This window comes from Klebsiella grimontii (genome assembly GCF_042137965.1).
Classification (GTDB): domain Bacteria; phylum Pseudomonadota; class Gammaproteobacteria; order Enterobacterales; family Enterobacteriaceae; genus Klebsiella; species Klebsiella grimontii.
Map to the genome: position 1 here is coordinate 2,658,276 of NZ_CP169721.1, position 26,141 is coordinate 2,684,416.

A 26,141-nucleotide genomic window follows, 5' to 3' on the forward strand; every position below is an offset into this window, starting at 1 on the left:
ATAACAACCTGTGCTGATAAACGCGTCGTCAAATAACTGTACCGGCTTTGGCGTCAGAGACTTGTCGCGAAGAACTTTTATACAAAGCGCGACGCGCCCGGCGAAGGGTATATCAATGATTGCGTTTTCAACGCGTTTTATCTAGAATCCTCGCTTTCGGAGATAGAAAATGTCCGTCGCAGATTCCCTTCTTGCTTATTCCTTTGCCGCGCTGCTGCTCACGCTGACCCCGGGTCTTGATACCGCGCTCATTTTGCGCACCTCCACCGTTGAAGGCGGAAAAAAGGCCTTTCAGGCGGCATTGGGTATTGATACTGGGTGTTTTATCTGGGGCGCGGTGGTGGCCTTCGGCCTCGGGGCGCTGCTGGCGGCATCGGCCCTGGCGTATGACCTGCTTAAATGGTGTGGGGCCGTCTATTTATGCTGGCTGGGCATTCAGTTAATTCTCAAACCGCGCAGCCACTTTAACAGTCAGGAAATAGCCGCTCCGTCGGCCAGCAACTGGTTTTTAAAAGGGATGCTGGGCAATGTGCTGAATCCGAAAATGGGGATATTTTATGTCTCTTTCCTGCCGCAGTTTATACCGGCGGGCCACTCGCCAACCATCTGGACATTTCTGCTGGTCGCTATTCATGTTGCGATTGGTACGCTCTGGTCGTTAACGCTGATTCTGGCCAGCCGTTACGCCGCCGGTCTTCTGAAAACACCGACCTTCATTCGCTGGATGGATCGCGCAACCGGTGGCGTCTTTATGCTGTTTGCCGCCAAACTGGCGCTCAGCCACCGCTAAAACATGCTGGACATGGACGTCCAGCCCTCACGTCATACTTCGTCGCCCGGCGAAGCGTTTCCCGGCATTCCCCGTAAAGTCATCGGCAGACAGGCCCATACATCGCTTGCGCGTGGGGTTGACCGATATCATAATAAAAAGAGAATTATATAAATTTATAATTCTCTTTTTGAGAATAATTGCGGAGGTAGCGGGTGAACGTTTTTGAACTCAGGCCGGGGTTAAAGGCCTTTCTGCTAGCGCTGGCCGGTTCGGCGGTGCTGATGATTGGCATGGGCTACGGGCGTTTCGCCTATACCGGGATCCTGCCACTGATGCTGAACGAGCAGGTGCTCTCGCTGCGTGAAGGCAACCTTGCCGCTTCGGCCAACTACGCGGGTTACCTGGCCGGCGCGCTGCTGCTGGCGAAAGCCAGGCCCGCGGACGCCAGAGTGTTAAATCTGCTTTCCGTATTGCTCACGCTGCTGTGCCTGGCGTTACTCGGCTGGCTGGTTTCGCCGCTGGCCATTATCGCGGTACGCGGAATAGCCGGACTGTTAAGCGCGGTTACGCTGATTGCCGCCTCCCTGTGGCTGCTGCAGCATATGAAGCACCATAACGGCGCGCCGGTGCTGTATTCCGGCGTCGGCATGGGGATATTTTTGTCGGCGGAATGTATCTCGCTGGGCAAGACCCTGGCGCTCTCCAGCCAGCAAATATGGCTGCTGTGCGCAATAAGCGCCGGCGCGCTTTTCATCCTGGCGCTGCGCCTGTTGCTGAGCCCGGCAGACTATCTTATTGCCTATCAATCGCCTGCTGGCGTACAGGACCAGCAGGCGCAAGGCCGCGTGCGTGAAGCGTGGAAGCTGCTGCTGGTTTACGGCCTGGCCGGCTTTGGCTACATCATCACCGCCACCTACCTGCCGCTGTTTCTCAGCGGCTCGCTGAACGCTATCGATCCGGTGCAGATCTGGGCCATTTTCGGTCTTGCCGCTGTGCCCTCGTGCTTTATCTGGCACCGGCTGGTCATCAGGTTTGGCTACCGTCGCGCGTTCACCCTTAATTTGCTGATTCAGGCCGTCGGCGTCATTCTCCCGGCGTGGAGCCACGCATTGCCGTTTTGTCTGCTGAGCGCGCTACTGGTCGGTTTTACCTTTATGGGAACGGTGACTATTGCGCTGCCGCAGGGAAGGCGGCTGAACCATCTGGTCTCATTCAATATGATTGCCGCCATGACCGCGACCTATGGCGTCGGGCAGATTGTCGGCCCGCTGGTTGCCGGCGCGCTGTATGAGCGCAGCGGGTCGTTTAATCCTTCGCTCAGCGCGGCGGCAGGGGCGCTGGTGGTGGCCGCCGCGCTGGTTGCCGCCGGAGGGCGGCGAGCGTCAAAGGTCGGAGGCTGATGTAAGAAGCTGGCGCATTTTATCGAGGGCGGGGGACGCGTAGCCTTTACGCCAGATAAGCTGCGTGACCGCCTGACCGACCGGGCGCACCCGGCTGGCTTCAGGCAGCGTCAGCGTATCGAGCACGCTCTGCGGCAGTATGCCGGCGTAGCCGCCGGAGGCGATACAGGCGAGCATCGCGTGATAGGAGCCGACGTCCTGGATCTCGCTCTCCGCCGCCTCGGATTGCGCCAGATACGCTTCACCCATCGCCCGGTAGGTACAGCCCTCCGCGAAGGCGGCAAAGCGAAAGCGTTGTCGATCCGCGGGAAGCACCAGTACCAGCTGTTCTTGAAAGAGCGGCAGATATTCCAGGTCTTCGGCGGGGGAAGCGCCCTGCGGCAGGCATACCAGCGCGCAATCGAGCGCGGCGTCCAGCACCTGCAGGGTCAACTGGCGGCTGGGTTGGGTTTTGAGCGTCAGTATCACCTCCGGGCACTGGGCATGAAACCGGGTAAGCAGCGGCGGCAGGCGGCTGGCGGCGGTGGCGTCCATCGCCCCCATGCGTAAATTACCGCCCGGGGTGGCGGGGTGCAGAGCCTGCCGGGCCTCCTCGGCAAGGCTGAGGATTTTCAGCGCATAGGCCAAAAAACGCTCCCCGGCGGGCGACAGCGGCATCTTCTTGTTACCGCGGGCAAACAGCTCAACGCCCAGCTCTTCTTCCAACTGGTGAATGCGGGTCGTAATGTTGGACTGCGCCCGCCCCAGCAGCTTTGCCGCGCGGGTGACGCTCTGTTCTTCCGCCACCGTTTTGAAAATCTGTAATGTGGTGTGGTTCATACTTTTATTCTTAATTTGAAAATAATGTTGATCTTATCATCTCTAAAAGAGATTTTAATTGCCTCAACGCACAAATTTTGTCAGGGCACACCATGAGCAACCGGCTTACGCAGCAGCTTGATATTGATTATCCCATTATTCAGGCGCCGATGGCCGGCGTGTCGACGCCGGAGCTGGCGGCCGCGGTTAGCGACGCCGGCGCGCTCGGCTCGCTGGGGCTGGGATCCTCCACGGTAGAGCAGGCCGAGGCGCTTATCAACCACACCCGGCGCTTAACCACCCGTCCGTTTAACGTCAACGTTTTTTGCCACGCCCCGGCAATAAGGGACCCGCAGCGTGAAGCGCAGTGGCTGGCGCGACTGCGCCCTGAGTTTGCGCGCTTTGGCGGCCTGCCACCGGAGACGCTGGCGGAAATCTACCTGAGTTTTCAGCAGCAGCCGCGGATGGCCGAGCTTTTGCTCGATCTTACTCCGGCGGTGGTCAGCTTCCATTTTGGTGTTCCGGAGCGAGGGGTCGTTGACCGGCTGCGTGAAAAAGGCATCGTTACCCTGGCGAGCGCCACCAGCGTGGAGGAGGCGCTGCTGGCCGTAGAGCAGGGCATCGATATGGTGGTGGCGCAGGGCTATGAGGCCGGCGGTCATCGCGGCATCTTCGATCCCCAGGCGCCCGATGGGCAGATGAGTACCTTTACCCTGATTCAGGCGCTTAAGCGGCGTATTGATATTCCGCTTATCGCCGCAGGTGGCATCATGGACGGCGCGGGAGTGAACAGCGTAATGCATCTCGGCGCCGAAGGCGCGCAGCTGGGAACGGCTTTTCTGCTGTGCCCGGAATCGGCAGCGGACTCCGGCTACCGCGAGGCGATTAAAGGCGCGACTGACGGACACACCGTGTTAACGTCGGCGATTTCCGGGCGCCCGGCAAGATGTTTGGTTAACGGCTGGCGCGCAATAAACGATCGCCACCTCGTACCGGATTATCCCGTGGCCTATGACGTCGGGAAAGCGCTGGCATCGGCGGCGAAAGCGCAGGGGGACCGCCAGTACGGCGCGCACTGGGCCGGGCAGGGCGTCAGCCTGATTCGCGAGCTGCCGGCGGCGGAGCTGATTCGGACCCTGGTAAACGAATGCGGGTTTTAAGCGCGGATGGCGCGCTGCCATCCGCTTAGCGTTAACGCCGGTGGGCGAGGCCGCGTACCAGACGGTCGCCGGCCATCTGCACGCCCTGCACCAGCGCGACCAGAATGAGCACCGTGCCGACCATCACCTCGTTATTAAAGCGCTGATAGCCGTAGCGAATGGCCAAATCGCCCAGCCCGCCGCCGCCAATCACGCCCGCCATCGAAGAGAAGCCGATCAGCATGACGATGGTCAGCGTGATGCCTGCCAGCAGGGTCGGCAGCGCTTCCGGCAGCAGCGATTTAAAGATAACGTGCCAGATGTTGCCGCCCATCGATAAAATCGCCTCGATACGCCCGTAATCCACTTCATCCAGCGCATTCTCCGTCAGCCGCGCAAAGAACGGAAAGGCGCCAATGGTGACCGGAACCACCGCGGCGGTACTGCCGAGGGTGGTGCCGATAATCAGCCGGGTAAAAGGGATCAGGGCGATCAGCAGGACGATAAACGGCAGCGAACGACCAAAGTTGATAATCGCGCCCAGCACGGCGTTGAGTTTCGGCATCGGCGCCAGGCCATTGCGGCGCGAAACAAACAGCAGCACGCCGGTCGGCAACCCGAGCAGCACGGTAAACAGCGCCGCCAGGCCGACCATATAAACGGTATCTACCGTGCCCTGAAGCAGCAGCGGCCAGAGATCTTCCCAACTCATGCTACTCCGCATAATGGCCTCCCGTGAAAACCGTGGCGGGCGAGGAAATCCCGCTCCGCCTGAGGATCGTGCAGCAGCGACTGCCGTAGCCGCGACCATGGAGCCACCAGCAAATCGGCGATTCTGCCGCTTTCAATAATCTCCCCGTGCTCCAGCAGCGCCGCGTGGTCGCAGAGGGTTTTCACCACGTCCAGTTCGTGGGTGATCAGCACGATGGTGAGGTTCAGCTGTTGATTGATATCCGCCAGCAGGCTGAGCACCGAGGCCGTGGTCTCGGGGTCGAGGGCGCTGGTGGCCTCATCGCACAGCAGCACGTCCGGCCTCGCGGCCAGCGCGCGGGCGATCCCGACACGCTGTTTTTGCCCGCCGGAAAGCTGTGACGGAAAGGCGGCGGCTTTGTCCGCCAGCCCGACCAGTTCCAGCAGCTCCGCCACCCGCGCCTGCCGCGCCGCTTTCGGCACTTTGGCTATCTCCAGCGGCACCGCGATGTTGTCGGCGACGCTGCGGGCGTGCAGTAAATTAAAGTGCTGGAAGATCATCCCGGTGCGCAGCCGGTACTCGCGCAGCGCGGTTTTATCCATCCGGGTAATATCGTTCCCGTTCACAATAATGCGACCCGACGTGGGCCGCTCCAGCAAATTCAGGCAGCGTATCAGCGTACTTTTGCCTGCGCCGCTGCGCCCAAGGATGCCGTAAACGGCTCCTTTCGGCACCTGCAGAGAGACATCGTTTAGCGCCGGTCGGCCTGTTCCGGCATAGGTTTTACTCAGCCCGGCAATCTCAATCATGACTGAGGGGCAACCGGGATCACCGAGCCGTTATACTGCTTACGAATAAATTCGGCGACCTGCGGCGAAGTGAGGTCTTTGGCCAGCGCCTTGATGCGCGGATCGTTTGCCAGCGCCGGCGTTGTCACCAGGATATTGGCGTACGGGTTGTTGGTCGCGCTCTCCAGACCCAGCGCATCTTTGGCTGGCACCAGCCCGGCTTCCAGCGCGTAATTGCCATTAATCACCGCCAGGTCGACGTCATCCAGCGACCGCGGGATTTGCGGTGATTCAATCTCAAGGATTTTCAGGTGTTTCGGGTTTTCCACAATATCTTTCGGCGTCGCCAGGGTGGTCGCCGGGTCGGTGAATTTGGCCGCCAGCTTAATCAGCCCCTGATTTTGCAGCAGAAACAGCGCGCGGCTCAGGTTGGTGGTGTTATTCGGTACCGCCACGGTGGCGTTCTCGGGCAGCGATTTAAAATCTTTATGCTTGCGCGAATAGATCCCCAGCGGCTCAATATGCACGGTCGCCGCGACGGCGAAGGTTTTACCCAGCGCTTTCTCCTGATCTTTCAGATAGGGCACGTGCTGGAAATAGTTGGCATCGACGTCGCCGTTGGCCAGCAGTTCGTTGGCGTTAACGCCGCTGGTGAGTTCGACAATTTTCAGGTCGAGGCTGGGATCGATCTTTTTAATGTAGTTAAGGATTTCGGCGTGCGGCACCGGGTCCGCGGCGACGCGCAGCGCGGCGGCCTGGGCGGAAGTCCATGCCAGAGAGAGAGACAGTGCAACCCCTGCCAGTTTAAATGCGGCATATTTCATCATCTTATTCCTTGTGTTTGTTGTTATGTTTAAACGATCAATTGCTCGGCGCGTTCGCGAAAAACATCCTGGTAGTAGCGTTCGGCGACATCAGGATGCGAACGCAGACGCCCTTTCAGGTAATTCCAGCCCACTTCGCGTAGCAGCGGGTTTTGCGGGTCGCTATCCGGTCCGAGGGCTTCGCGGGCCAGCTCGTCAGGTAGCGTGTAGACGGGGACCACGGCATCCAGCTGGGCGCCGAGGAAAAAGGCTATCGACAGCCGCTGCTGGTCGGCGGGCGGCGAAACGACCCGGTGCACCGTTGCGCGCAGATAGCCATTGGTCGCCAGCTCCAGCAGTTCGCCGATATTCACCACAAAGCTGCCCGCCAGCGGGGTGGCGTCAATCCAGCGGTCGGGGGAGACTTCGACCTGCAATCCTTTCTGCTCATCCTGCAACAAGAAGCTGAGGAAACCGGAGTCCTTATGCGCGCCAACGCCCTGGGCGCTCTGGGTTTCCTGCTGGCCGGGATAGCGGATTAGCTTGATATGTTCGTTGGGTTTTTCGCCGTACAGGCCATCAAAGGCATCCAACGGCAGGTGCAGCGCTTCGGCGAAGGCGCGCAGCAGGGTGATCCCAACCTGGGTCATTTCCCGTTGCCAGGTTAACAGCGTTGGTCTGAGCGAGGGCAACGCCTCTGGCCAGAGATTCGGCCCCTGCAGGCGCTGCCAGCGCGGAGCGCGTTCGTCAAGCCTGAGCGCCGGACGTTCGGCGCCGATATCGAACTGCTCGCGCCAGTCGGGCTGACCGCGGGTTAATTCCGACGCGGCGCGGTTGTAGCCGCGAAAATGTGGGGAGTGAATCATCGCCACGCTCTGCTTTTGAGCGTCGGGAAGGGCAAAAAAGGCGCGGGATTGCTCCTGTACGGCCTGCTGCAGCGACTCATCAACGCCGTGGTTGATCAGATAAAAGAAGCCGATATCGCGGGCGGCGTGGCGCAGGTCGGCGAGAAACGCCGCTTTTTCAGCGGGATCCGCGTAGCGGGCCAGATCCAGTATCGGTAAAGTTGTCGCGTTCATTGTGTTCTCCGAAGGCGGTATTCAGATGTTTTCGTCGGTACAGGTCCAGGGTTCGGGGACAACAACAGCGCATGATCGATTCCTCAGTCGGGGGGTTGAAGCCAGCTTGCCTTAAGCGAAAATATTCAACCAATAACGTTCTTTTCTAATTTATGACCGGGGAGGGTTCTGTGCTTTTGCGAATTTTGGATAAGGGAGAGGCGGGGCGGTTGCGATTGGCGTCTGGAGCCAGTATGGTGAGCAAAATTTTTAATTCAGGTAAAAGACGCAATGCAGCACCCAAACGATCCTCTGCACGGCATCACGCTGGAGGCGCTATTAAACGCGCTGGTCGCGCAATATGGCTGGGCCGAACTGGCGAAACGCATCAACATTAACTGCTTTAAAAGCGATCCGAGCATTAAATCGAGTCTGAAGTTTTTACGCCGCACGCCGTGGGCGCGTAAAGAGGTGGAAGCGCTGTATATTGATTCGCTGTCCGGTGCAGAGACGGCAAAAGAGGACGCGCCGGCGGATAATCCGTGGGCTCACTGGCAGAAAAAGTAAGGCGCGCAGCGGATAATTCCGCGCGCGCCTTGCGCTGTGTGTTACTGAAGATTGCCTGCGGTCAGGCTCTCTTTATCAAAGGCATGGCTGACATCTATATGATTCTGATGCACAGACGTATCGATATTTGAACCTGCCTCCGGGCGCGCAAAGCTATTCTCTGCGGCCATCGCGCCGGACGAGAGTGTAGCAGCCAGAAGCAGTGCGGTGACTACGCCGATATTTTTCATGTTGTGTTCCTTATTTCATCGTGTTGTCGCTGTCGCCTGTTTCTTGCGGCGGCCCGGCAATGTTGTCGATTTTATTTAGTCAGCTCAGCGGTCATATGTACGCGGTTATTGAACTGTGCGCTGGTGATTTTGTAGGACGCGCCTTGTTCTGCGGCCTGAGCGGCAATTTTGGCTTCTGCGCGGTCCAGAGTGGACGCGCTGGCGCTGATGCTCTGGGCAAAAGAGCCGAAAGAGATCAGGGAGAGAGCGGCAACTGCAACGAAAGTTTTGATGGATTTCATGGTCGTATTCCTTAAGTATTTTATCAGTGTTGGAGCGTTGTTGCCCCGATGTGATAAATGATAGGCCAACATGGTGATAATGAAAATCGAAACAATTTGCTCTCATCATTCAGTAAATTTGAATGATAAATGACGGTTTCCGCCATCCTGTTTTGCTAAGAAGATCTGATTACAATCCCGCCTCATTGTCATAACAAATATATAAAAAGTTATTTTTTAACTTTCGATAGACTATTTTCTTGTTTGCTATCGTCTGAACCCCGGCAATATAGTTTTTACACAGCAATCAATGCCGATAAGCAGCGGTTTTTTAAATCCTTCACGACTATCTCATTATGATGACTCTCAATAAGATCAGTAAAAGTTTCTCCGGGGAAAGCGTACTAAAAGAGGTATCGCTTAGCGTTAATTCCGGTGAGATTATTTGCATTATTGGCCCCAGCGGCTCAGGAAAAACCACGTTGTTGCGCACGCTTAATTTCTTAGAGCCCGCCGATAGCGGGAAAATAAAAATAGATGATGTGGCGCTGGATTGCGCAACGGCGGGGAAAAAAGAAATTGAAAAACTACGCGGTAAAACCGCCATGGTTTTTCAGTCGTGGAATCTGTTTCACAATCTTACCGCAGTGCAAAATATTACCGAAGGATTGATTTACGCTAAAAAACGTCCGCGTCAGGAGGCGCTCAATATTGCTGAGCGGCTTTTAAAGCAGGTGGGTTTGCTGCATAAAAAAGACCACTATCCCCACAGTCTTTCCGGTGGCCAAAAGCAGCGTATCGGGATTGCGCGCGCGCTGGCGATGAGCCCCGCCGTGCTGCTGCTGGATGAGCCGACCTCCGCGCTGGATCCTGAAAAAGTGGGTGAGGTGCTTGAGCTTATTCAGACCATTGCCGCCGCGGGCCAGACGATGATCATCGTCACCCACGAAATGGCGTTCGCCCGCCAGGTCGCTTCCCGGGTGATATTTATGGAAAACGGCGAGATTGTCGAACAGGGTCCGGCGGAACAGATATTTGGCGCAGCCCAGCAGGGCCGCACCCGGGCTTTCCTTGCGCAACTGCACTATCACGCCTGAGGCTGAAGATGAACAATAACCCGCTGTTTAGCTGGCAGGATATTGCCGGGATACTGCCGAAGCTGCTGGAAAACCTGCCCGTGACCCTCGGGATAGCGCTGGCGTCGCTGCTCCTTGGTTTGACGATCGCGCTGCCGATCGTGGTGCTGCAATTTAGCCGCATTAAGCCGCTCAGAGCGGCGGCAAACGGGTATACCGACATTCTGCGCGGCGCGCCCCTGGCGCTGCTGATCCTGCTGTTTTTCTTCGGCGGCAAATTAATCCTCACCGCGCTGTCGCTGCCGCCGCTGCTGATTAGCGATACCACCTTTGCGATTTTGTCTATTTCGGTCAGCATTAGCCCTTATTTTGCTGAAATGATGCGTTCAGCATGGGGCGCGGTGGATAGCGGCCAGAAAGAGGCCATTACCAGCCTGAATATCCCCTGGCATACCGGGCTGCTGCGGATCATATTCCCTCAGGGATTCATTATTGCCGTCCCGGTGTTTGGTAATCTTTTAATTAACCTGGTGAAAATGACCTCACTGGTCAATATTATTGGCATTGTTGATGTTTTTGGTCGCGCGCAAAAGATTTCGCAAAATAGCTATGGAGCTAAACAGGTGGCGGCCTTTATCAGCGTTATTATCGTCTACTGGGTACTGAATAGTTTTATTCTCTATTTGACTACTCGTATTGAAAAGAAATATCAGTTCCTGCTGGAGTGATAGATAAACATGTTTAGCCTGACGTTCATTCGGGATAATTTTACTTTTATATTAAGCGCGTTGCCGGTCACGCTGGCGATAACATTATTATCATTGCTGTTTTCCACGCTGCTGGGCGCGGCGCTGGCGTGGGCGATTATTCGTCAGATTCCGGGCGTTCAGGTTGCGGCGAAGGTATTCCTCTCCTTTGGCCGTTCGGTCCCGGTACTGGTGATGCTGTATTTCTTCTTTTACGTCTGGCCGTGGGTGGCCGTCGGGCTGTTTGGCGGCCCGCAGGACACTATGTTCGGCTATAAACTCTCGCCGCAGGCGGCGGCGGTCACTGCGCTATCGTTGATTTTCAGCGCTTATTTCGCTGAAACCTTTCGCGCCGGGTGGAACGCGGTTGATAAGGGGCAGCGGGAGGCAGCATGGTCAATTGGGCTAAGCGGATTCACGCAGTTCCGACGCATTATTTTGCCGCAGGCGGCGGTATCCGCGTTGCCGAACTTTACCAGCGTGCTGATCGATCTGATTAAAGACACCTCGCTGGTTTACACCATCACCGTTATTGATCTGATGGCGAAAGCCAATATCGCCGCCGCGCGCGGGTTTCATTTTGTCGAAGCCTATTGCGTGGTGTTGGTGATTTATATCCTGCTGTGCCTGGCGATTGCCAGAGCATTGCGCAGTGCAGAAACGTTTCTGAGCGCCCGCTGGCAAGGAAACGGACAAAAAAGTGGTCCACGGTTATCATTTTGGGGAAAGTATTTTGAAAAATAAAATATTACTGGTGAGTTCGCTCGCGTTGGTAATGGGAATTACCGGCGCGCAGGCGGTTGAGAAAAGCGCTAATGCCAAAACGGTTGAGGTGGTCGTCAATGCTAACGGTTTTCCCTTTAGCTTTGTTGACGATAACAACAATATTACCGGTTACGATGGCGACCTGTTAAAGGTGCTGGACCAGCGGTTAACCGACTATACGTTTCATTTTAATGCGGTCTCGCGCGACGCGATGATCGTCGGCCTATCGACCGGCGCCTATACCCTCGCGGCGGATCACTTTTATCTCACCAAAGAGCGGGCGGAAAAATACGACCACTCAGGCGAGCCGACCGGGATCAGCGATTTGCGTCTGATTGTGCGTAACGATGAGAACGATATTCATAACCTTGGCGATCTTGCCAGCGGTAAGAAAAAACTGGTGCCGATCCACACCTCCGACGCCCGGTATACGGTGATTGAAAACTACAATAAAAAACATCCGGGCCAACAAATTAACCTCCAGCCCAACGGCGAACAGTCCGCCGCCGATATTTTCAAAGCCGTGGCCTCCGGAGAATACGATGCGGCGATTTATCCCATTGGCGCGCTGCTGGCGCTAAATAAGGCGCTAAATCTAAATCTGAAAGCTTCGGATTCCGTCGGCCTGTTTCCTAACGTCTATTTGTATAAAAAGAATACCGACCCGCAGCTGATCAAAGCGATCGACGCGCAGCTGGTTGCCCTGAAAAAGGACGGCACGCTCGCTGAGCTCTCGCGAAAATGGTACGCCGAAGATGTGTATGCCCTGCCGGGCGCCAGCGACGTGAAAGTGAATACCGACTGGGAATAAGCGCATGACGCCAATAAGTTCCGAAACGGCGCATAACGCCGCCACCTTAAACGATGAGGTGACCCTGGCGTTGCGCGCCATTACTGAAAAACGCGCGGCAACCATCGGTTATCTGTTGGACGAAAGCCGCCAGCGCCAGATCGCCGATGATTTTGCCCGCGAGGCAATACGTCATTATGGCCGCGATCTCGGGCATAAGATCCGCGCGCAAATGGAGGATGAACGGGATTTGCAGGCGTTTGCCGGGCTGTTTACCCGCGGTCTGGAATCTCAGGTTTATGAGATGGAACCCGTCAGCATCGGCCGGGCCGAGTTTATCGTGCTGTTTCACTACTGTCCTTATGTCAACTGCTGGCAGCAGCAGGGGCGAGGCGCCAGCGACATTGCGACGCTGTGCGATATCTGCATGGAAGGCGATCATGCATTAACCGACGCGTTTCCGGGGCTGCATTTAGAGGTGCAGACCGCGCTGGCCCGCGGCGATGCCGCCTGTCGGCTGCGTTTTTATCAGGCAGAGGAGCGGGAGGGAGAATGACAACCTTAACGTGGGACCACGCGGTCCAGTTTGTTAATCAGCCTGAAGCGGCGATAGAGGCGCTGAGCGGGCAAAAGCTCAACGCGGTGGCCGGGGGGCGCCATCCGGGCTGGGGGACCCGGAATGCGCTGAGCTATTTCGGCCTGACCTATATCGAATTTCTGGCGATTGCCGATGGCGCAGAGCTGCTCTGCGCCGCAGAGACGTTTTTACTCTCTCGGGATGCCTCACGGCTGCTGCCGGAAAATGAAGCGCTGTATCGGGTGGCGCTGCGTAGCGACGATATTGCGCGCACGCATGCGGAGCTACATCAACAGGGCCTGCGGGTTTCGCCGATCGTCAACGGCCAGCGCAACGATCCGCAGGGCAACGTTATCAGCTGGCGGATCTTCACCATTGACGGCGACTCTGATGGCCTGGTCTATCCGTTCGTTCTGCAATGGGGCGAAGAGGATGACGCCCGGTTGATCCGCCTGCAGGCCCAGGGTCTCGCTGCGCCGCATCCGCTGGGGGAGATAGAGCTGCAGCGCGCGGTTTTTGCGGTTCACAATCCCCGGGCGGTACGCGACCGCTGGCAGCGGCTGTTTGGTTTTACCCCGCAAGGCGAACTCGGGCTGGAGGTGGGCGGCCGTGAGTTTATCTTCCGCCACGGCGCGGCGAACCAGCTGACTGAACTGGTGTTTCGCGTTGCCGACCCGGCGCTTAAAGGCCGGCGCTTTCGCGTTGGCAACGGCGAATATCTCTTTGAATAAGGAGCAGGAACGATGGCAAAGATCCATTTTATCGGCGCCGGACAGATGGCGGAGGCGATTATTCGCGCGTCATTAAGCAACGGCGCACTGCGGGCGGACGCGATCTCGCTGGAGGATATCGACAGCGCGCGAGCCGAGCATCTGTACGCCCATTATCGGTTGTCGGGCGACGGCGGCGTAAACGAGGCCTCTTTGCTGGTGCTGGGGATCCGTCCGCAGGACGATCTGGCGGGGGTGGCGAACCGCGTGCGCGCGCAGCTTAACGGTTTGACGACGGTGGTTTCTCTGATCGCGGGAGTGACCCTGGAAAAGCTGGCCTCCTTGTTTGGCGAGGCCACGCCGATTGCCAGAGCGATCCCCAATACCCTGACCGATACCGGATTTGGCTATAGCGGCGTGACCTTAAACGCTCACGCCAGCGCGGCGGAAATCGAACCGTTTCTGCGCGGCTTTGGCAAGGTACTGTATCTGCCTGAACGGCTGATCGACATCTTTACCGGCTTTGCTGTCGCGGGCCCCAACTATATCTACTATTTTATCGAGTCCTTTACCGACGCCGGCGTGCTGGCGGGGCTATCGCGACCCCAGGCAACGGAGGTGGTGCTGGAAAATCTGCTCGGCGCGGTCGAGATGCTGCGCCAAAGCCAGAAGCATCCGCGCCAGCTGTTGGATATCAATAATTCCCCGGCGGGAGTCGGGATCCACGGTCTGTACGAGCTGAATAACAGCGATTTTGCCGCCGGGCTTCAGCGTAGCGTACTGGCGGCGGTCAGGCGAACCCGTGAACTGGGACAGCGCTAAGCCTCTTGCTCCCGCGCCGGCTCGCGCAGCGCGCCCGGTGCTTTTCCGATAATGCGTTTAAAGGCGCGGCTGAAGGCGGCATGGGAACTGTAGCCCAGCCGGAAGGCCACTTTTTCCAGCGCCTGACCCTCATGGGAAATGTACTGCACCGCGAGGCGCATACGTAGCTCGGTCAGATAGCGGGCGGGCGTGGTGCCGGTGGCGGAGAGGAAACGTTCAGCAAATACCGAACGCGAGATCCCCGCCTCGCGGGCCAGATCCTCGACTTTCCAGTTAATGCCGGGCTGCTGATGCATCACGTAAATGGCCTTGGCCAGCTTAGGGTCGCGCAGCACCTGCACCCAGCCGGTGGCGTTGCCGCAGCCACACTCCACCCAGCCGCGGACAATCAGCGCGGCGACCACATCGGCCAGCCGCGCCAGTATACCGGCGTAGCCCGCCTGCCGAGTGAGGCTTTCGCGTTCCATCGCCGCCAGCATCGGCGGGATCTCCGGGCGGCTGGTCAGCAGGCTGCTGACCATCATCACTTCGGGCATCGCTTTGACCAGCGGCTGCATGCCGCCCAGCTCAAAGTCCATACAGGCGCTAAAGATAATGGCGCTGTCGTTTTTCGCGTCGTCGCACGCGTTTTTGACGCAGCTTACCGAGTCGCAGACCGGTTCGCTGGGCAGCCTGGACACATTCACCACCGCCGCCTGGTCGTCGGAGAGCAGCACGTGGCCATCGCCGTTGGGAATAAACAGCGCATCGCCGCTCTGCAGCATCAGGCGCTTGCCGCTGACCATGCGCAGCAGTACCGGCCCCCGGCTGATAAAGTGGAACTGCGCTTTACCGGGCACGAAGCCGAACTCGACGCCGAACGGGCGGGAAGTTTCGATGCGCCGGTAGTTGACGCCGGACAGGCGCATGCCGCGCAAGAGTTCGCTGGTGAGATCGAGGGCGTGCTGAGTCATCACATCATTCCCGGACGAATTATCAATAATCAAGGAGTATGCATCATAGATCGTCCGAACAGAAGCGCTTAACCTTAACGAAATGTTAATTGTTCTGGAGAGATGTTTATGAGTTCCTGCATTGCAGCTGAAGAGAGCCAGGCTAACGCCAGGCCCGCGTGGCGCGCCGTCTATGCGCTGGCGCTGGGGGTGTTTGGCCTGATTGTCGCCGAGTTTCTTCCTGCCAGTTTGTTAACGCCGATGGCGGCCAGCCTGGGCGTTAGCGAAGGTATGGCGGGGCAGGCGGTGACCGCGACGGCGCTGGTGGCGTTAGTGACCGGGCTACTGATCACTACCGCGACGCGAAATATTGACCGCCGCTGGGTGCTGATGTTCTTCTCGGTTTTGCAGATTATCTCCAGCATGATGGTGGCCTTCGCCGGTTCGCTGGAGTTTTTGCTGCTGGGGCGTCTGCTGCTGGGGATCGCCATCGGCGGCTTCTGGTCGATGTCGACCGCGACCACCATGCGCCTGGTCCCGGCGGCGATGGTGCCGAAAGCGCTGGCGATTATTTTTTCCGCCGTTTCAATCGCGACGGTGGTTGCCGCGCCGCTAGGCAGCTATTTCGGCGCGCTGATCGGCTGGCGCAACGTGTTTCTTATTTGTGCGCTGCCGAGCGTGGTTGCGCTGCTCTGGCAGCTGTGGGTTCTGCCCTCCATGCGTCCGGAGAGCGCCGGCAGCTTCGCTACGCTGTTTAAGGTACTGCGCCGTCCCGGTATGATTGGCGGGATGCTGGCGACCATCCTGATTTTCAGCGGCCATTTTGCTTTCTTTACCTATCTGCGCCCGTTCCTTGAAACCGTGGCTCAGGCCAGCGTCGAAGGGGTCTCCCTGATCCTGCTCGGTTTTGGGGTAGCGAACTTTATCGGAACCTCGATTGCCGGACATCTGTTAGCCCGAAGCCTGCGCTTGACGCTGGCGCTGGTGCCGCTGGCAATGAGCGTGCTGGCGCTGATGATGGTGGCGTTCGGCCACGTGGCGCTGCTGGATGGTCTGCTGGTAGCGATGTGGGGCTTTGCTTTTGGCCTGGTGCCGGTGGGCTGGTCGACCTGGCTTGCCACCACGGTGCCGGATGAAGCGGAAAGCGCCGGCGGCCTGCTGGTGGCATCTATTCAGCTGGCGATTAGCGCCGGTGCGGCTGGCGGTGGGGCGGTGTTCGATCTCAACGGCGCGAGCGGCGTTTTTGTCGGCAGCGGCGTGCTGCTGGTCAGCGCCATGGTGATTGTGCTGTTTGCGGTAAGAGTCAAACCGGTTGTGAGCGAGGAGTAGGGCATTTCCCGGGCTACGGATCCTGCTGATTTTGTAGCCCGGATAGGTGCGCGAGCACCGCCTCCGGGAAATTCTGCTACTCCGCGCTCTTCCCCCGGGGGCGGCGCAGAGCGCCTGCCCGGGCTACAGGACCGCAGATTGCGGGTAATCCGTAGCCCGGGTAAGGCGTTTTCGCCGCAACCCGGGATAGTGCGCGAACATCGCCTCCGGGGAGACATTAAATCTCGCCGATATCGTCGAGCAGATGCTGAATCAGCAGCGGAATCGGCCGGCCGGAAGCAACGCTTTTGCCGCCTTCGCGCCACAGCGCCGTGCCGCTGACGTCGAGATGGGCCCAGGGGATCTCCGGTGGGCAGAAATGCTGTAAAAGCCAGGCCGCGGAAGCGCTGATCGCCGCATTATTGCCCGGCGTGTTGCACAGGTCGGCAATGGCGCTTTCGGTCTGTTTCTTCAGCCTGCTATCCAGCGGCAGCGACCAGACTTCGTCTCCGCTCTTCATCCCTGCCTGGGTCAACGCCGCCCGCAGCGTTTCGTTTTGCGTCATCAAACCGCTTAAATCGTAACCCAGCGCTTTAACCACCGCGCCGGTCAGGGTTGCCATATCGATAATATAGCGCGCCTGCGGATGCCGCTGGCTGGCCCAGGCAATGGCGTCGGAAAGCACCAACCGACCTTCGGCGTCGGTGTTATTGATCTCTACCGTCAGACCGTTACAGGCCCGGGCGACGCTGCCCGGTTGCATAGCGTCGGGACCAATCGCGTTTTCCGCCAGCGCCAGAACGCCCATCGCTCGCACCGGTAGCGCCAGCTCGGCGATGCTCAGCATCAGGCCGAGGACGTTGGCCGCGCCGCACATATCGTACTTCATGGTGTACATCCCGGCGCCTTCCTTCAGCCACAGCCCGCCGGTATCAAAGGTGACGCCTTTACCGACGTAGCAGCGAACCGGGCCATCGCCGCCGCCATCATAATGTATCGCCAGCAGGCGCGGCGGACGCGCGGACCCTTTCCCCACCGCATGCAGCAGGCCGAGCCCCTGTTCAACAATCGCGTTTTCATCGAGTACTTCGCAGCGCAGAACAGGGATATCGATGCACAGACGCCGGGCCTCGTCCACCACGTACTGCGGGGTACACTGCTCCGAAGGCAGATCCGCCAGCCGTCGTGCGGCAATCATGCCGTGCGCGATCGCCTGCTGTTGACGCACAAGGGTTTCCAGCGTCGGCCGCTGTTCAGGCAGGGCGTAGAGGGCGAGCTGGCGCAGGCGTGGCCTGACGGCTTTCACCTGATGCAGGCCTAAGTCATCAAGCTGCCAGTCGAGGTTAAACAGTTCGCGCAGCGCTTTGGTTAGCGTGCCGTTGCTCTGTTCTAGCGAACAGTCGAGGATAAGCGCTTCGCTCAGCGGCTTTTTGCATAGCGGCCGCAGCGCCTCGGCCAGGCCGTCGTTCAGCGCATCCTGCCACAGCGGCCGCGGAATAAGGGTGATGCGCGCGAAGGGGGAGCAGCCGAAGCGGGTATCCGCCACCTCGCCGCGGGCGGCCTGTGCCACCATTTCCGCGAGCAGGGGACTTGAGTTGAGGGGGGCCTGGGTTAACAGCGTGCTGCCGGGCCAGGTCACCAGATGCGCGCCATGGCAGGCGCTATCCAGTCGGTTGATAAAGCGGTAATCCAGCATGACTTACTCCTCGATGGGGGCGCGAATACGTGCGGCGTAGGCCTGCATCCATTCGTCGTCCACCGGACGGTAGTGGGTTTTCTCCTGCACGCGCTCGGCGCAAAACACGGTGAGCGGCTGGGTCGCGCTGGCGACGACAAAGGAGAAGGTTTTGATATTGGTGGCGGCGCCGAATTCGCCGCGGCGGTTCATGCACACCACCGAAAGGTCGCCCGCGCGGCCAAAGCGCGACATCAGTTTGTCTTCCAACTCGTAGACTACCGAGTCCGCCGCCTGTTGCGGCGTCATTCCCTGGGCCATGCGCCGGACGATTTCGTAGCTGGCGCAACCCTTCATCAGATCTTCACCGACGCCGGTGGCCGTGGCGGCGCCGGTCTCGCTATCGCAGTAGAAGCCTGAGCCGATAATCGGCGAATCGCCCAGCCGCCCGCGTTTTTTCATAAACAGGCCGCTGGTGGAGGTGGCGACGCTCATGGAACCCTGTTTGTCGAGACCGATAATGCCCACGGTATCGTGGCCGTCGTAGGGGCTGAGGCCTTTATCCAGCGTTTCGCGGCAGCGTTTGCGGTAGTGCTGCATGGCCCGCTCGGTCAGCATTGATTTGGCGGCGAAGCCCTGGCTTATGGACCACTCTCGGGCGCCCTGGCCAACCAGCAGGCTGTTATAGCGCTGGCGGCTGAGGGCGTGGGCGACTTTCACCGGGTTGGCGATATCCACCAGGTTGCCGACCGCGCCGAAGGCCAGGGTATCGCCATCCATAAAGGCGGCATCCAGTTCGACCTCGCCGTTTTCCGTCGGCAAACCGCCGTAGCCTACCGATTTGTACAGCGGAAAATCTTCTACCGCCGCCACCGCATTGACCACGGCGCTGGCGGTGTCAGCGCCGGAGGCCAGCGCCGTCGCGGCTTCGGTTACGCCTTCCAGCGCCATTCGCCAGGTGGCAATCATTCCCCACATTGGTTTACTCCTGTTTAGCAAGCGTGTTGTCCGTTTCGGCTCGGGCGGTGATTTCCGCGGCGCGATACTGCTTATCGACGATGCGCATGAAGGGCAGGTACAGCATGGCGCCAATCAGCAAATTAAGGATCTGCATCACGCTGCCGCTAAGATGCCCGGTGACGATAAAACCGCTGATCACCGGCGGCAGCGTCCAGGGGATAAAGACCCCGGTGGTGACGGCCACTGCGCCGATTTTCATCGCTGCGTACTGCACGGTGACCAGCACCAGCGGCACGAGGTTAAACGGGATCAGCATGATCGGGTTCATGATCACCGGCAGGCCAAAGAGGATAGGCTCATTGATATTAAAAATGGAGGCGCCGGCGCCGAGGCGGGCGACTTCGCGCATATTTTTGCTGCGGGCGAAAATCAGCATCGCAATGACCAGCGACAGCGTTGCGCCCGCGCCCCCCATCCAGATCATGTCGAAGAACTGCTCGGTAATAATGTGCGGCGGAGTGACGCCAGCCTGAATAGCCGCGATGTTATCGGTCTGATTTTCCATCCACAGCGGACGAATAATGCCGTTAATCATCGAACCGGAGTTGATGCCGACCGACCATAGAATGGTAATGCTGAAAACGGTCATCAGCGCGCCGAAGTAGGAGGTACCGTAATGGCGTACCGGCGAGGCGACGACTTCATAAATAAACTGGTGGATGGTGGCGTAGTGGGTGTGCTCAAACCCGATACGAATCGCCAGGATCAGAATCATTACCAGCAGCGCCGGGATCAGCGCGGCGAACGACTCCTGTACCGCGGGCGGCACCCCGTCCGGCATCTTAATCACCAGCTTCTTGCGCTTAAGCCAGCAGAACAGTTCGGTCCACAGCAGCGAACCGATCATGGCGACGAATAATCCTTTGGTGCCGATCCATTCCACGGGGATCACCGTGATGCCGCCGTTTTCAGCGACTTTAATAAATGGCGTGAGGATCAGAAACCCCACCAGCGAAAGGATGCCGCAGGAGATGCGGTCATCGCCGTAATGCTCCGCCAGACGATAGGCCACCAGGAAGCTGATAAACAGCGACATCGTCGAAAAGACCGCGTTGAACGGAATTTCGATAATCGCGCTCCAGCTGGCGCCGAAGGTGCTGGCCATAAACTGCTGATAGCTCTGGTTGGGGAACGACGAGATCACCAGCAGAATAGAACCGACAATAATAAAAGGCATAAATGAAACATAGGCGCCGCGAATAGCGCCGAGGTGACGCTGTTGGGCGGTTTTCGCCGCCAGCGGCATCAGTTTGGCTTCAAGAAATCCCAGAACATTGTTCATTGTGAACTCCGTACAAGATCGACAGGGGATGAGTGTGTTATCTATGGCGGATTATGAGAGAAAGCGGTGGGCTTAAAGGTGAAGCGGTTCACATTGTGTTCTCTACAATAATATATATCTCATATGATTGGTTATATTTTCTGTCGAGGATCGTATGGAAATTAAGCTGCACGCCAACGCAACCACCACGCCAAGAACGCGCAAATATCTTCAGGAATCGACCAAAAGCGACCGCGAACTGGCGCAGGAACTGGGGATTTCTATTACTACGGTGCGCCGCTGGCGCAACCGCAGCCAGATTTCCGATAACCACACCACGCCGCATTTGATACACAAAGTATTGAGACAAGAGCAGGAGAACCTGATAAATGCCCTGCGCGATGCGCTGCGCGCGCCGCTGGATGAGCTGCTGTTTATGGTGAATGAGGGGCTGGGCATCGCCATCTCTCGGGCCACCCTGAACCGCTATCTGCGCCCGGCCCATGAGGGGCGGAAAAGCGCCGCGCCGCAGGGAAAGAAAGCGTTAAAGGCAGGGATGCGCGCCGATACCCTGACGCTGCACTACCGCCAGCTGGCGCTGTCGATGGACGACGGTGGTGAACATCATCTGCTCTGGGCGCAGGAGCCGATCAGCGGCTGGTGCTTTGGCCGCATCTATTCGGGGATCTCGCCCGCGCTGGTCGATAGCTGGCTGAGCCAGGCGCTGGACGCCTGTCCGGCGCGGATACAATGTCTTGAGATTTATGCTCATGCCGGCTTTCAGCCCGCGCGCGCGGATCTGTCGTGCGCAACGGTGGCGATGGCGGAGAGCGGGGCGGTGCAGCTTAGCGAGCGATTAGCCGACGTTATTCCGGCGCTGGACGAACCGGATGCGACGCTGCAGCGGCTGTGCGCGCTGTGGAACCAGGGACGGACGCAAAAAAAGCTCGGCAACAACACGCCGCAGGGCTTTCTTGCGTCGCTGAATCACAACTCATGGCGGAGTCAGGGGGACGCGCAGTAGCCGCATTTTTGCCGGGTTACACTGACTCATCGTAGGCCCGGTAAGGCGTCGGCCGCCAGCGGGCAACGCCTGCAACCCATGAATGTCTGCGCCAGAAAAAACGAACCGCCGCCGGCTCAGCCGTTGTTGCCCGCGCGGGTCAGCCGTTTCGCAGGCCATCAATCGCGCTGTCGCTCAGCTCCATCACCGTTTTTACGCTGACGCTGATTTTATCGATGATGGCCTGTCGCGGGCCTTCGCGCCACGCCGGGCTACGATAGAAGCGCTCCTGCGAGGTATTTAAATGCGTCAGGTCGTCATAGGCCCGTATCAGATAATAAGCGTCGTTGTCCTCGACTGAGTTGCCGAAGGCGACGATATCCATGCCGGCTGCACGGTGGCAGGGCGCGCTTTGTTCTTTCATTAGCCGGTGAAAATCGTTCCCGGAACCCGGTTTAAGGGTATAAAGCAAAAACTCTACCGTTTTCATCCTGACATTTCCTGTGCAAATCCGTTGAAGGTTGCAGCAATACACCACAGCGCCGTGCTGAGCACAACTCCCCATGTTTCGGCGCTTGGCTTTGGCCAGCCCCGAAGAGCAGTTGCAAATCATCGTTAATAATTGTTATGTTATAATATAACAATTAAAGCATTATAAAATATGTGACTATTCACCTTTCTTTTTAAATGATAATGATTATCATCTATTTTCTGAGGTGAAAATGAACAAGAGAGTGCGTTTCGCTAATCCGCGCTTAAGAGCAAGGGAGAACGGCTAATGGAGGAGAGTTTGACAAAGGGTGGTACGACCAATGTCCCGGTGCTTAGCGTCAGTATCGCATCGTTGCCGCGTCCCGGCGGCGGGGACATTCTCGCCGACATTCATTTTAGTGCCGGTAAAGGGGAGTGCCTGGCGGTCATTGGCCCGAACGGCAGCGGAAAAACCTCTTTATTGCGCGCGATAGATCATGAACTGACGGTGCGGGAGGGCGACATTCGCTTATATGGCCGCTCCGTCTCCGCATTAACCCGGCAGCAGCGGGCCCGGCAGATAGCGGTACTGGCGCAGAACGACGCCCCTGATATGCGTCTGGCGCTTGAGGATTATGTCGCTCTTGGACGTATTCCCCACGCCCGGGATATGTCACGGCGCGAACATGAAAGCATCGTAACCCGGGCGATTAACGATACGGGATTGCAGAAGCTGCGCACGCGCTCGCTCTCCGCGTTATCCGGCGGCGAGCGACAGCGGGCGGCGCTGGCGCGGGTGCTGGCCCAGTCGCCAAAACTGGTGCTGCTGGATGAACCGACCAACCACCTCGATCCGCAGGCCAGGGTGGAACTGCTGGCATTAGTGAAAAGCCTGGGGATCACGGTCGTTGCGGTACTGCACGATCTTTCCCTGATTGAGTCCTTTGCCGACCGGGTTTTGCTTTTATCGCAAGGGCGCGCCCTGGCCTGGGACGTGCCGGAGCGCGTACTGGTTTCAGAACGGCTTTACCCGGTCTTTGGCTTGACCAGCTTTACCGTACCGCATCCCGAAACGGGGAAAGCGCTGCGGATTTTCGAGGTTCCGGGCTATGCGTAATACATTATTGAAGGATAACGAAGCATGAAAAAAGGGTTTGCAGGCATGATGGCGGTTCTTTCCATTTCAGCGGCGAGCGCGGCTGATTTCCCCGTCACTATTGAGAGCTGCGGAACGCCGGTGACCTTCACCCAGGCGCCGAAAAGGGCGGTTATACACGACCTGAATATGTCTGAAATGGCTTTTGCTCTCGGGTTGCAGGACCGCATCGTGGGCTTAACCGGCATTACCGGGTGGTACAAAATGACCCCGGAATTTAAACACCAGATGGGAGCCATTCCCGAGCTGGCGCCAAAATATCCCTCTCTGGAAACGCTGCTGGCGGTGAATCCTGATTTCTTTTTCGCAGGCTGGAATTACGGCATGAAGGTCGGCGGCGAGGTCACGCCTTCCGTGCTCGATAAATACGGCATCAAAACCTTTGTGCTGAGCGAGAGCTGCGTCTTTACCGCGGAGCATAAACGTAAAGCGAGTATGGACCTGCTGTACAACGATGAGCTGACGCTGGGCAAAATTTTTGGCAAGCGGCATGAGGCCCAGACGCTGGTTGACGGCTGGAAGAAAGCGCTGAACGCGTTGCCTAAGCCGCCGCGGGGCGTACAGCCATTGAAAGTGTTTGTCTATGACTCTGGCGAAGATAAGCCCTTTACCAGCGGACGGTACGCCATGCCGACCGCGATTATTGAAGCGGCCGGTGGGAAAAACGTGATGGACGGCCTGGAGATGAGCTGGGGAACCACCTCCTGGGAGAGCGTGGCGACGGCGGAGCCTGACTTTATTATTCTTCTCGATTATCAGACCGGCAGCGGCGCTGATTCGCTGCGCCGTTTCCTCGAAAATCATCCGTTAATGAAGCAGACACCGGCGGTGAAGCAGCAGCGCTACCTGAAGCTGCAGTATGCTGAATTGACGCCCGGCCCGGCGAATATCAACGCGGCGGAAAAGCTGGCTCATGCGCTGTATCCAGCGGCTAACCAATGAGGGGCACTCAATTTCGTTACTGCTGGGCAATGTGGGGCGCGCTGCCGCTGTTAGCCGGTTTGATGCTGCTCAGCGTTGCCAAAGGGAGCGTACCGTTATCGCTGGCCCAGGTTCTTGGAGCCTTGCGGCTGCTGGATGTGCCGGTATCGGAGATGATCGGGCGTATTGTCATTGATTTACGCGTGCCGAGAACGCTGCTCTCGGTGCTGGCGGGCGCCGTGTTGGCCATCGTGGGCGGCCTTTTACAGACCACCACGCGCAACGATCTGGCCGATCCTTTTTTATTTGGTCTCTCCTCCGGCGCATCGGCGGGCGCGGTGCTGGTGATTACCCGATTCGGCGAGCGGCTTGGCGCGCTGACGCTGCCGGTATCGGCATTCGTTGGCGGACTCTGCTCGGCGGTGGCGGTGATGCTGCTGTTTCATTTTAAAAAGCAGCGCGGCGCCGAACACTTAGTGATTTGCGGGTTGGCGATCTCCTTTTTATTCGGCGCGCTGACCAGCTATCTGATTTTCTCCGGCGATCAGCGGGCCGCCAGTTCGGTACTGTTCTGGTCGTTGGGAGGGCTTGGTCTGGCGCGCTGGGATAATTTACCGTATGCCGTATTCAGTCTGCTGTTTCTCGGCGCGTTCGTACTGTTACGCTGGCGCTCGCTGGATGGCTTACTGGCCGGCGAGCAGACCGCGCAGTCGCTGGGTATTAACGTTGGCCGCCTGAGAATGGAGGTTTTTTTCTGCTGCGCGCTGGCCACCTCGCTGCTGGTGGCTTTAACCGGAGTGATTGGTTTTATCGGCCTGATGGTGCCGCATATGTGCCGCTACTTTTCCGGCGTCAAACATCTGTTGCTGCTTCCTTTATGCGGCCTGTGGGGGGCCGTGCTCCTGTGCGGCGGCGACATTGTCAGCAGGACGCTGTTGGCCCCGCAGGAGCTGCCGATTGGGATCATTACGGCCGGAATCGGCGGATTGTTTATCATTATCCTGCTTGCCAGAAACCGGGCGTAAACTTCTTCGCGCCGGGTCATCACCCGGCGCAGACTTAAACGAATGGCAAATAAACATTGGTAAAATGAATAAACGCTTTACGTTCCTTCGCGGGTAGTCTTGTTAATGTGGAATAATATTTCGATAAATATATTTATTTGATTTAATCAATCGAATTTACATAAAATATCAGTGTATTATTCTGCTTATTGCGCTTATTCCGATGTCTAATGAGAAAATTCTTAAAATAATGATTGATTGGATCGCCCTGCGCGGGGTGACGCAAAATTAATCAGCGCGGTTATTGCGGGATTTTTCTGAAAAGCGCGCGTCTGGACAATAAATATTAAACAAACTTATAATTCACCCACTTCACTCATGGGTATATCCCCATGGCGCGTATTTTCGCCTTTTTATAAGGATTATTCGGCTTTCGTGAGGGAAAGGAATGGTGACGATTGTCAGCCACAATCATTTTTTTAAAAAAGCCATGCGGCTGAAAATAAATGACGTAAAAGCGGCGAAGCAGGCGAAGCAGGCGAAGCAGGCGAATCTGGTCGATTTGTGCTTAACAAGGTACCCAACCAGCAGGCGCGCGCAGTTTCATTTTCTGATTAACAGCTTTGAAATGAAAAAGAATTTTGTTTGCTTTAAGGTCGAAGATAATATTGTTTGTTTGATAAATAAGAGGCGCACCGCGCATATCGCCAATATCATCGACAGGGTAACTGACGGGATCCCGGTGGGGGAAGATATCACTTTAACAGAGCGAGAGTTTCAGTATATTTTTGTAATGAAGTTTAACGTGCTGGCAAAGGATTATCCGGAACTGCTCGGCATTTCACCGAAGGCTTATAGCTGCAATAAAAGAAAAATAATTGAAAAGTTTGGCTTTCATTCATTTCATGCGCTACTGGCGCTGTCTAATTATTTACACGCTTTTTCGCTGATCGATAAATTCATGCCGGAGTAATTGCCGCACGTTACCGTTATCTGTGCACTTTCATTTTATTTTTCCGCCTGCGGCGCTTTTCAGGATGGACACGTTGAGCCAACGTGTCTCATATCATTACCCGGAACCGGTGAAGAGGGATAACCACTCTCCAGGGCTTCATTTGCTTATCTGACCGATGGTTTGAATCAAACTCAGCCGTTTAGCCGTCTTTTCACCTCTCTGGCGATGTCGGCTGGCGACTCCCGCCCAGCCTTCGTCCCGCCGTCATCGGCCTTAACATATTCGCCTCCATCGCGTTCCGATAGGCATAATCCTTTGGACTCTTCCAGAACTATATTTATTCATCACTTCCCCATCCCTTGAAAAAACTGTCGTGACTATCCCTTTCACAAAAAGATTAAACAAACCTTAAACCGCAGTGCTATAATTTCCATGAGTTTTGT

Annotated in this window: 29 protein-coding genes; 17 read left to right on the forward strand and 12 right to left on the reverse strand. The window is 57.4% G+C overall.

The genetic code is table 11. From position 1 onward, the window contains the following. Window positions 1–169 precede the first annotated feature (169 nt). On the forward strand, window positions 170–790 hold the full coding sequence (locus ACE3MN_RS12595; protein WP_049086540.1) for a LysE family translocator: 621 nt from the start codon (window positions 170–172) through the stop codon (window positions 788–790). Between the two features lie 194 nt (window positions 791–984). Beyond that, complete coding sequence (locus ACE3MN_RS12600; protein WP_049130281.1) at window positions 985–2,172, forward strand: YbfB/YjiJ family MFS transporter; 1,188 nt, start codon at window positions 985–987, stop codon at window positions 2,170–2,172. Here ACE3MN_RS12600 and ACE3MN_RS12605 read toward each other — a convergent pair. Continuing rightward, window positions 2,155–2,991 (reverse strand): LysR substrate-binding domain-containing protein, encoded by an 837-nt coding sequence (locus ACE3MN_RS12605; RefSeq protein ID WP_024358092.1) that lies wholly within the window; start codon window positions 2,989–2,991, stop codon window positions 2,155–2,157. The genes ACE3MN_RS12600 and ACE3MN_RS12605 overlap by 18 nt on opposite strands. Before the next feature lie 92 nt (window positions 2,992–3,083). Between ACE3MN_RS12605 and ACE3MN_RS12610 the strand changes: the two genes are divergently transcribed. Next, the gene (locus ACE3MN_RS12610) at window positions 3,084–4,130 is read left to right on the forward strand and encodes an NAD(P)H-dependent flavin oxidoreductase (RefSeq protein WP_102649773.1); all 1,047 of its coding nucleotides are present in this window, start codon (window positions 3,084–3,086) and stop codon (window positions 4,128–4,130) included. Between the two features lie 31 nt (window positions 4,131–4,161). Here ACE3MN_RS12610 and ACE3MN_RS12615 read toward each other — a convergent pair whose 3' ends face one another. From ACE3MN_RS12615 to ACE3MN_RS12630, 4 genes are read right to left on the reverse strand one after another with little or no spacing between them, the layout of a single operon-like run. Further along, a complete protein-coding gene (locus ACE3MN_RS12615) occupies window positions 4,162–4,821 on the reverse strand; it encodes a methionine ABC transporter permease (protein WP_162685384.1) in 660 nt (219 codons plus the stop codon). Then, complete coding sequence (locus ACE3MN_RS12620; RefSeq protein ID WP_004134108.1) at window positions 4,818–5,609, reverse strand: methionine ABC transporter ATP-binding protein; 792 nt, start codon at window positions 5,607–5,609, stop codon at window positions 4,818–4,820. The genes ACE3MN_RS12615 and ACE3MN_RS12620 overlap by 4 nt, the downstream gene beginning before the upstream one ends. Continuing rightward, the gene (locus ACE3MN_RS12625) at window positions 5,606–6,412 is read right to left on the reverse strand and encodes a MetQ/NlpA family ABC transporter substrate-binding protein (protein WP_004134110.1); all 807 of its coding nucleotides are present in this window, start codon (window positions 6,410–6,412) and stop codon (window positions 5,606–5,608) included. The genes ACE3MN_RS12620 and ACE3MN_RS12625 overlap by 4 nt, the downstream gene beginning before the upstream one ends. Window positions 6,413–6,441: 29 nt before the next feature. Then, window positions 6,442–7,470, reverse strand: coding sequence for an isopenicillin N synthase family oxygenase (locus ACE3MN_RS12630; RefSeq protein WP_049130283.1), 1,029 nt, complete (start codon window positions 7,468–7,470; stop codon window positions 6,442–6,444). Between the two features lie 270 nt (window positions 7,471–7,740). Here ACE3MN_RS12630 and ACE3MN_RS12635 point away from each other — a divergent pair, with 270 nt between their 5' ends. Then, the gene (locus tag ACE3MN_RS12635; RefSeq protein WP_049130285.1) at window positions 7,741–8,016 is read left to right on the forward strand and encodes a VF530 family DNA-binding protein; all 276 of its coding nucleotides are present in this window, start codon (window positions 7,741–7,743) and stop codon (window positions 8,014–8,016) included. 41 nt (window positions 8,017–8,057) lie between these two features. On the opposite strand, the gene ACE3MN_RS12640 is transcribed toward ACE3MN_RS12635, so the two are convergent. Further along, window positions 8,058–8,246, reverse strand: a complete 189-nt coding sequence (locus ACE3MN_RS12640; protein WP_004134116.1) for a hypothetical protein — start codon at window positions 8,244–8,246, stop codon at window positions 8,058–8,060. A gap of 71 nt (window positions 8,247–8,317) precedes the next feature. Next, window positions 8,318–8,527 carry a YdgH/BhsA/McbA-like domain containing protein gene (locus ACE3MN_RS12645; protein ID WP_004120044.1) on the reverse strand — a complete coding sequence of 70 codons (210 nt, stop codon included), beginning with the start codon at window positions 8,525–8,527 and terminating at the stop codon, window positions 8,318–8,320. A 335-nt stretch (window positions 8,528–8,862) separates the two neighbouring features. Here ACE3MN_RS12645 and ACE3MN_RS12650 point away from each other — a divergent pair, with 335 nt between their 5' ends. The 7 genes from ACE3MN_RS12650 to ACE3MN_RS12680 are packed head-to-tail and all read left to right on the forward strand — an operon-like array spanning window position 8,863 to window position 13,992. After that, the gene (locus tag ACE3MN_RS12650; protein ID WP_024358097.1) at window positions 8,863–9,603 is read left to right on the forward strand and encodes an amino acid ABC transporter ATP-binding protein; all 741 of its coding nucleotides are present in this window, start codon (window positions 8,863–8,865) and stop codon (window positions 9,601–9,603) included. Between the two features lie 8 nt (window positions 9,604–9,611). Further along, entirely contained in the window at window positions 9,612–10,310 is a 699-nt protein-coding gene (locus ACE3MN_RS12655) for an amino acid ABC transporter permease (RefSeq protein ID WP_024358098.1), read from the forward strand. A 9-nt stretch (window positions 10,311–10,319) separates the two neighbouring features. Further along, the gene (locus tag ACE3MN_RS12660; protein WP_102649774.1) at window positions 10,320–11,072 is read left to right on the forward strand and encodes an amino acid ABC transporter permease; all 753 of its coding nucleotides are present in this window, start codon (window positions 10,320–10,322) and stop codon (window positions 11,070–11,072) included. Then, window positions 11,062–11,904, forward strand: coding sequence for a transporter substrate-binding domain-containing protein (locus ACE3MN_RS12665; protein WP_049130288.1), 843 nt, complete (start codon window positions 11,062–11,064; stop codon window positions 11,902–11,904). Before ACE3MN_RS12660 ends, ACE3MN_RS12665 begins: the two co-directional genes overlap by 11 nt. 4 nt (window positions 11,905–11,908) lie before the next feature. Further along, window positions 11,909–12,439 carry an L-2-amino-thiazoline-4-carboxylic acid hydrolase gene (locus ACE3MN_RS12670; protein WP_049086282.1) on the forward strand — a complete coding sequence of 177 codons (531 nt, stop codon included), beginning with the start codon at window positions 11,909–11,911 and terminating at the stop codon, window positions 12,437–12,439. Beyond that, on the forward strand, window positions 12,436–13,191 hold the full coding sequence (locus tag ACE3MN_RS12675; protein ID WP_102649775.1) for a VOC family protein: 756 nt from the start codon (window positions 12,436–12,438) through the stop codon (window positions 13,189–13,191). The genes ACE3MN_RS12670 and ACE3MN_RS12675 overlap by 4 nt, the downstream gene beginning before the upstream one ends. A gap of 12 nt (window positions 13,192–13,203) precedes the next feature. After that, on the forward strand, window positions 13,204–13,992 hold the full coding sequence (locus tag ACE3MN_RS12680; RefSeq protein ID WP_024358102.1) for a pyrroline-5-carboxylate reductase family protein: 789 nt from the start codon (window positions 13,204–13,206) through the stop codon (window positions 13,990–13,992). On the opposite strand, the gene ACE3MN_RS12685 is transcribed toward ACE3MN_RS12680, so the two are convergent. Continuing rightward, window positions 13,989–14,945 (reverse strand): AraC family transcriptional regulator, encoded by a 957-nt coding sequence (locus ACE3MN_RS12685; RefSeq protein WP_004134130.1) that lies wholly within the window; start codon window positions 14,943–14,945, stop codon window positions 13,989–13,991. The genes ACE3MN_RS12680 and ACE3MN_RS12685 overlap by 4 nt on opposite strands. A 108-nt stretch (window positions 14,946–15,053) precedes the next feature. Here ACE3MN_RS12685 and ACE3MN_RS12690 point away from each other — a divergent pair, with 108 nt between their 5' ends. Further along, window positions 15,054–16,253 carry an MFS transporter gene (locus ACE3MN_RS12690; RefSeq protein WP_004120066.1) on the forward strand — a complete coding sequence of 400 codons (1,200 nt, stop codon included), beginning with the start codon at window positions 15,054–15,056 and terminating at the stop codon, window positions 16,251–16,253. A 217-nt stretch (window positions 16,254–16,470) separates the two neighbouring features. Here the strand turns inward: ACE3MN_RS12690 and ACE3MN_RS12695 are convergent, their stop codons facing one another. The 3 genes from ACE3MN_RS12695 to celB are packed head-to-tail and all read right to left on the reverse strand — an operon-like array spanning window position 16,471 to window position 20,209. Then, window positions 16,471–17,928, reverse strand: coding sequence for a M17 family metallopeptidase (locus tag ACE3MN_RS12695; RefSeq protein ID WP_024358103.1), 1,458 nt, complete (start codon window positions 17,926–17,928; stop codon window positions 16,471–16,473). 3 nt (window positions 17,929–17,931) lie between these two features. After that, window positions 17,932–18,885 (reverse strand): N(4)-(beta-N-acetylglucosaminyl)-L-asparaginase, encoded by a 954-nt coding sequence (locus ACE3MN_RS12700; RefSeq protein WP_102649776.1) that lies wholly within the window; start codon window positions 18,883–18,885, stop codon window positions 17,932–17,934. 4 nt (window positions 18,886–18,889) lie between these two features. Beyond that, window positions 18,890–20,209 carry a PTS cellobiose transporter subunit IIC gene (gene celB, locus ACE3MN_RS12705; protein ID WP_004120071.1) on the reverse strand — a complete coding sequence of 440 codons (1,320 nt, stop codon included), beginning with the start codon at window positions 20,207–20,209 and terminating at the stop codon, window positions 18,890–18,892. A gap of 154 nt (window positions 20,210–20,363) precedes the next feature. On the opposite strand from celB, the gene ACE3MN_RS12710 reads away from it, so the two are divergent. Next, complete coding sequence (locus ACE3MN_RS12710; protein WP_024358104.1) at window positions 20,364–21,212, forward strand: hypothetical protein; 849 nt, start codon at window positions 20,364–20,366, stop codon at window positions 21,210–21,212. A 139-nt stretch (window positions 21,213–21,351) separates the two neighbouring features. On the opposite strand, the gene ACE3MN_RS12715 is transcribed toward ACE3MN_RS12710, so the two are convergent. Then, window positions 21,352–21,681: an NIPSNAP family protein gene (locus ACE3MN_RS12715; RefSeq protein WP_004136323.1), complete on the reverse strand. Its 330-nt coding sequence runs from the start codon at window positions 21,679–21,681 to the stop codon at window positions 21,352–21,354. 288 nt (window positions 21,682–21,969) lie between these two features. Between ACE3MN_RS12715 and ACE3MN_RS12720 the strand changes: the two genes are divergently transcribed. The 4 genes from ACE3MN_RS12720 to ACE3MN_RS12735 all read left to right on the forward strand — a co-directional run bounded on the left by ACE3MN_RS12720 (window position 21,970) and on the right by ACE3MN_RS12735 (window position 25,716). Beyond that, window positions 21,970–22,779, forward strand: coding sequence for an ABC transporter ATP-binding protein (locus ACE3MN_RS12720; protein ID WP_024358105.1), 810 nt, complete (start codon window positions 21,970–21,972; stop codon window positions 22,777–22,779). A gap of 24 nt (window positions 22,780–22,803) precedes the next feature. Then, the gene (locus ACE3MN_RS12725; RefSeq protein WP_024358106.1) at window positions 22,804–23,760 is read left to right on the forward strand and encodes an ABC transporter substrate-binding protein; all 957 of its coding nucleotides are present in this window, start codon (window positions 22,804–22,806) and stop codon (window positions 23,758–23,760) included. After that, the gene (locus tag ACE3MN_RS12730) at window positions 23,757–24,764 is read left to right on the forward strand and encodes an iron ABC transporter permease (RefSeq protein ID WP_024358107.1); all 1,008 of its coding nucleotides are present in this window, start codon (window positions 23,757–23,759) and stop codon (window positions 24,762–24,764) included. Before ACE3MN_RS12725 ends, ACE3MN_RS12730 begins: the two co-directional genes overlap by 4 nt. Window positions 24,765–25,191: 427 nt before the next feature. Continuing rightward, window positions 25,192–25,716: a hypothetical protein gene (locus ACE3MN_RS12735; protein WP_102649777.1), complete on the forward strand. Its 525-nt coding sequence runs from the start codon at window positions 25,192–25,194 to the stop codon at window positions 25,714–25,716. Window positions 25,717–26,141: the final 425 nt, after the last annotated feature.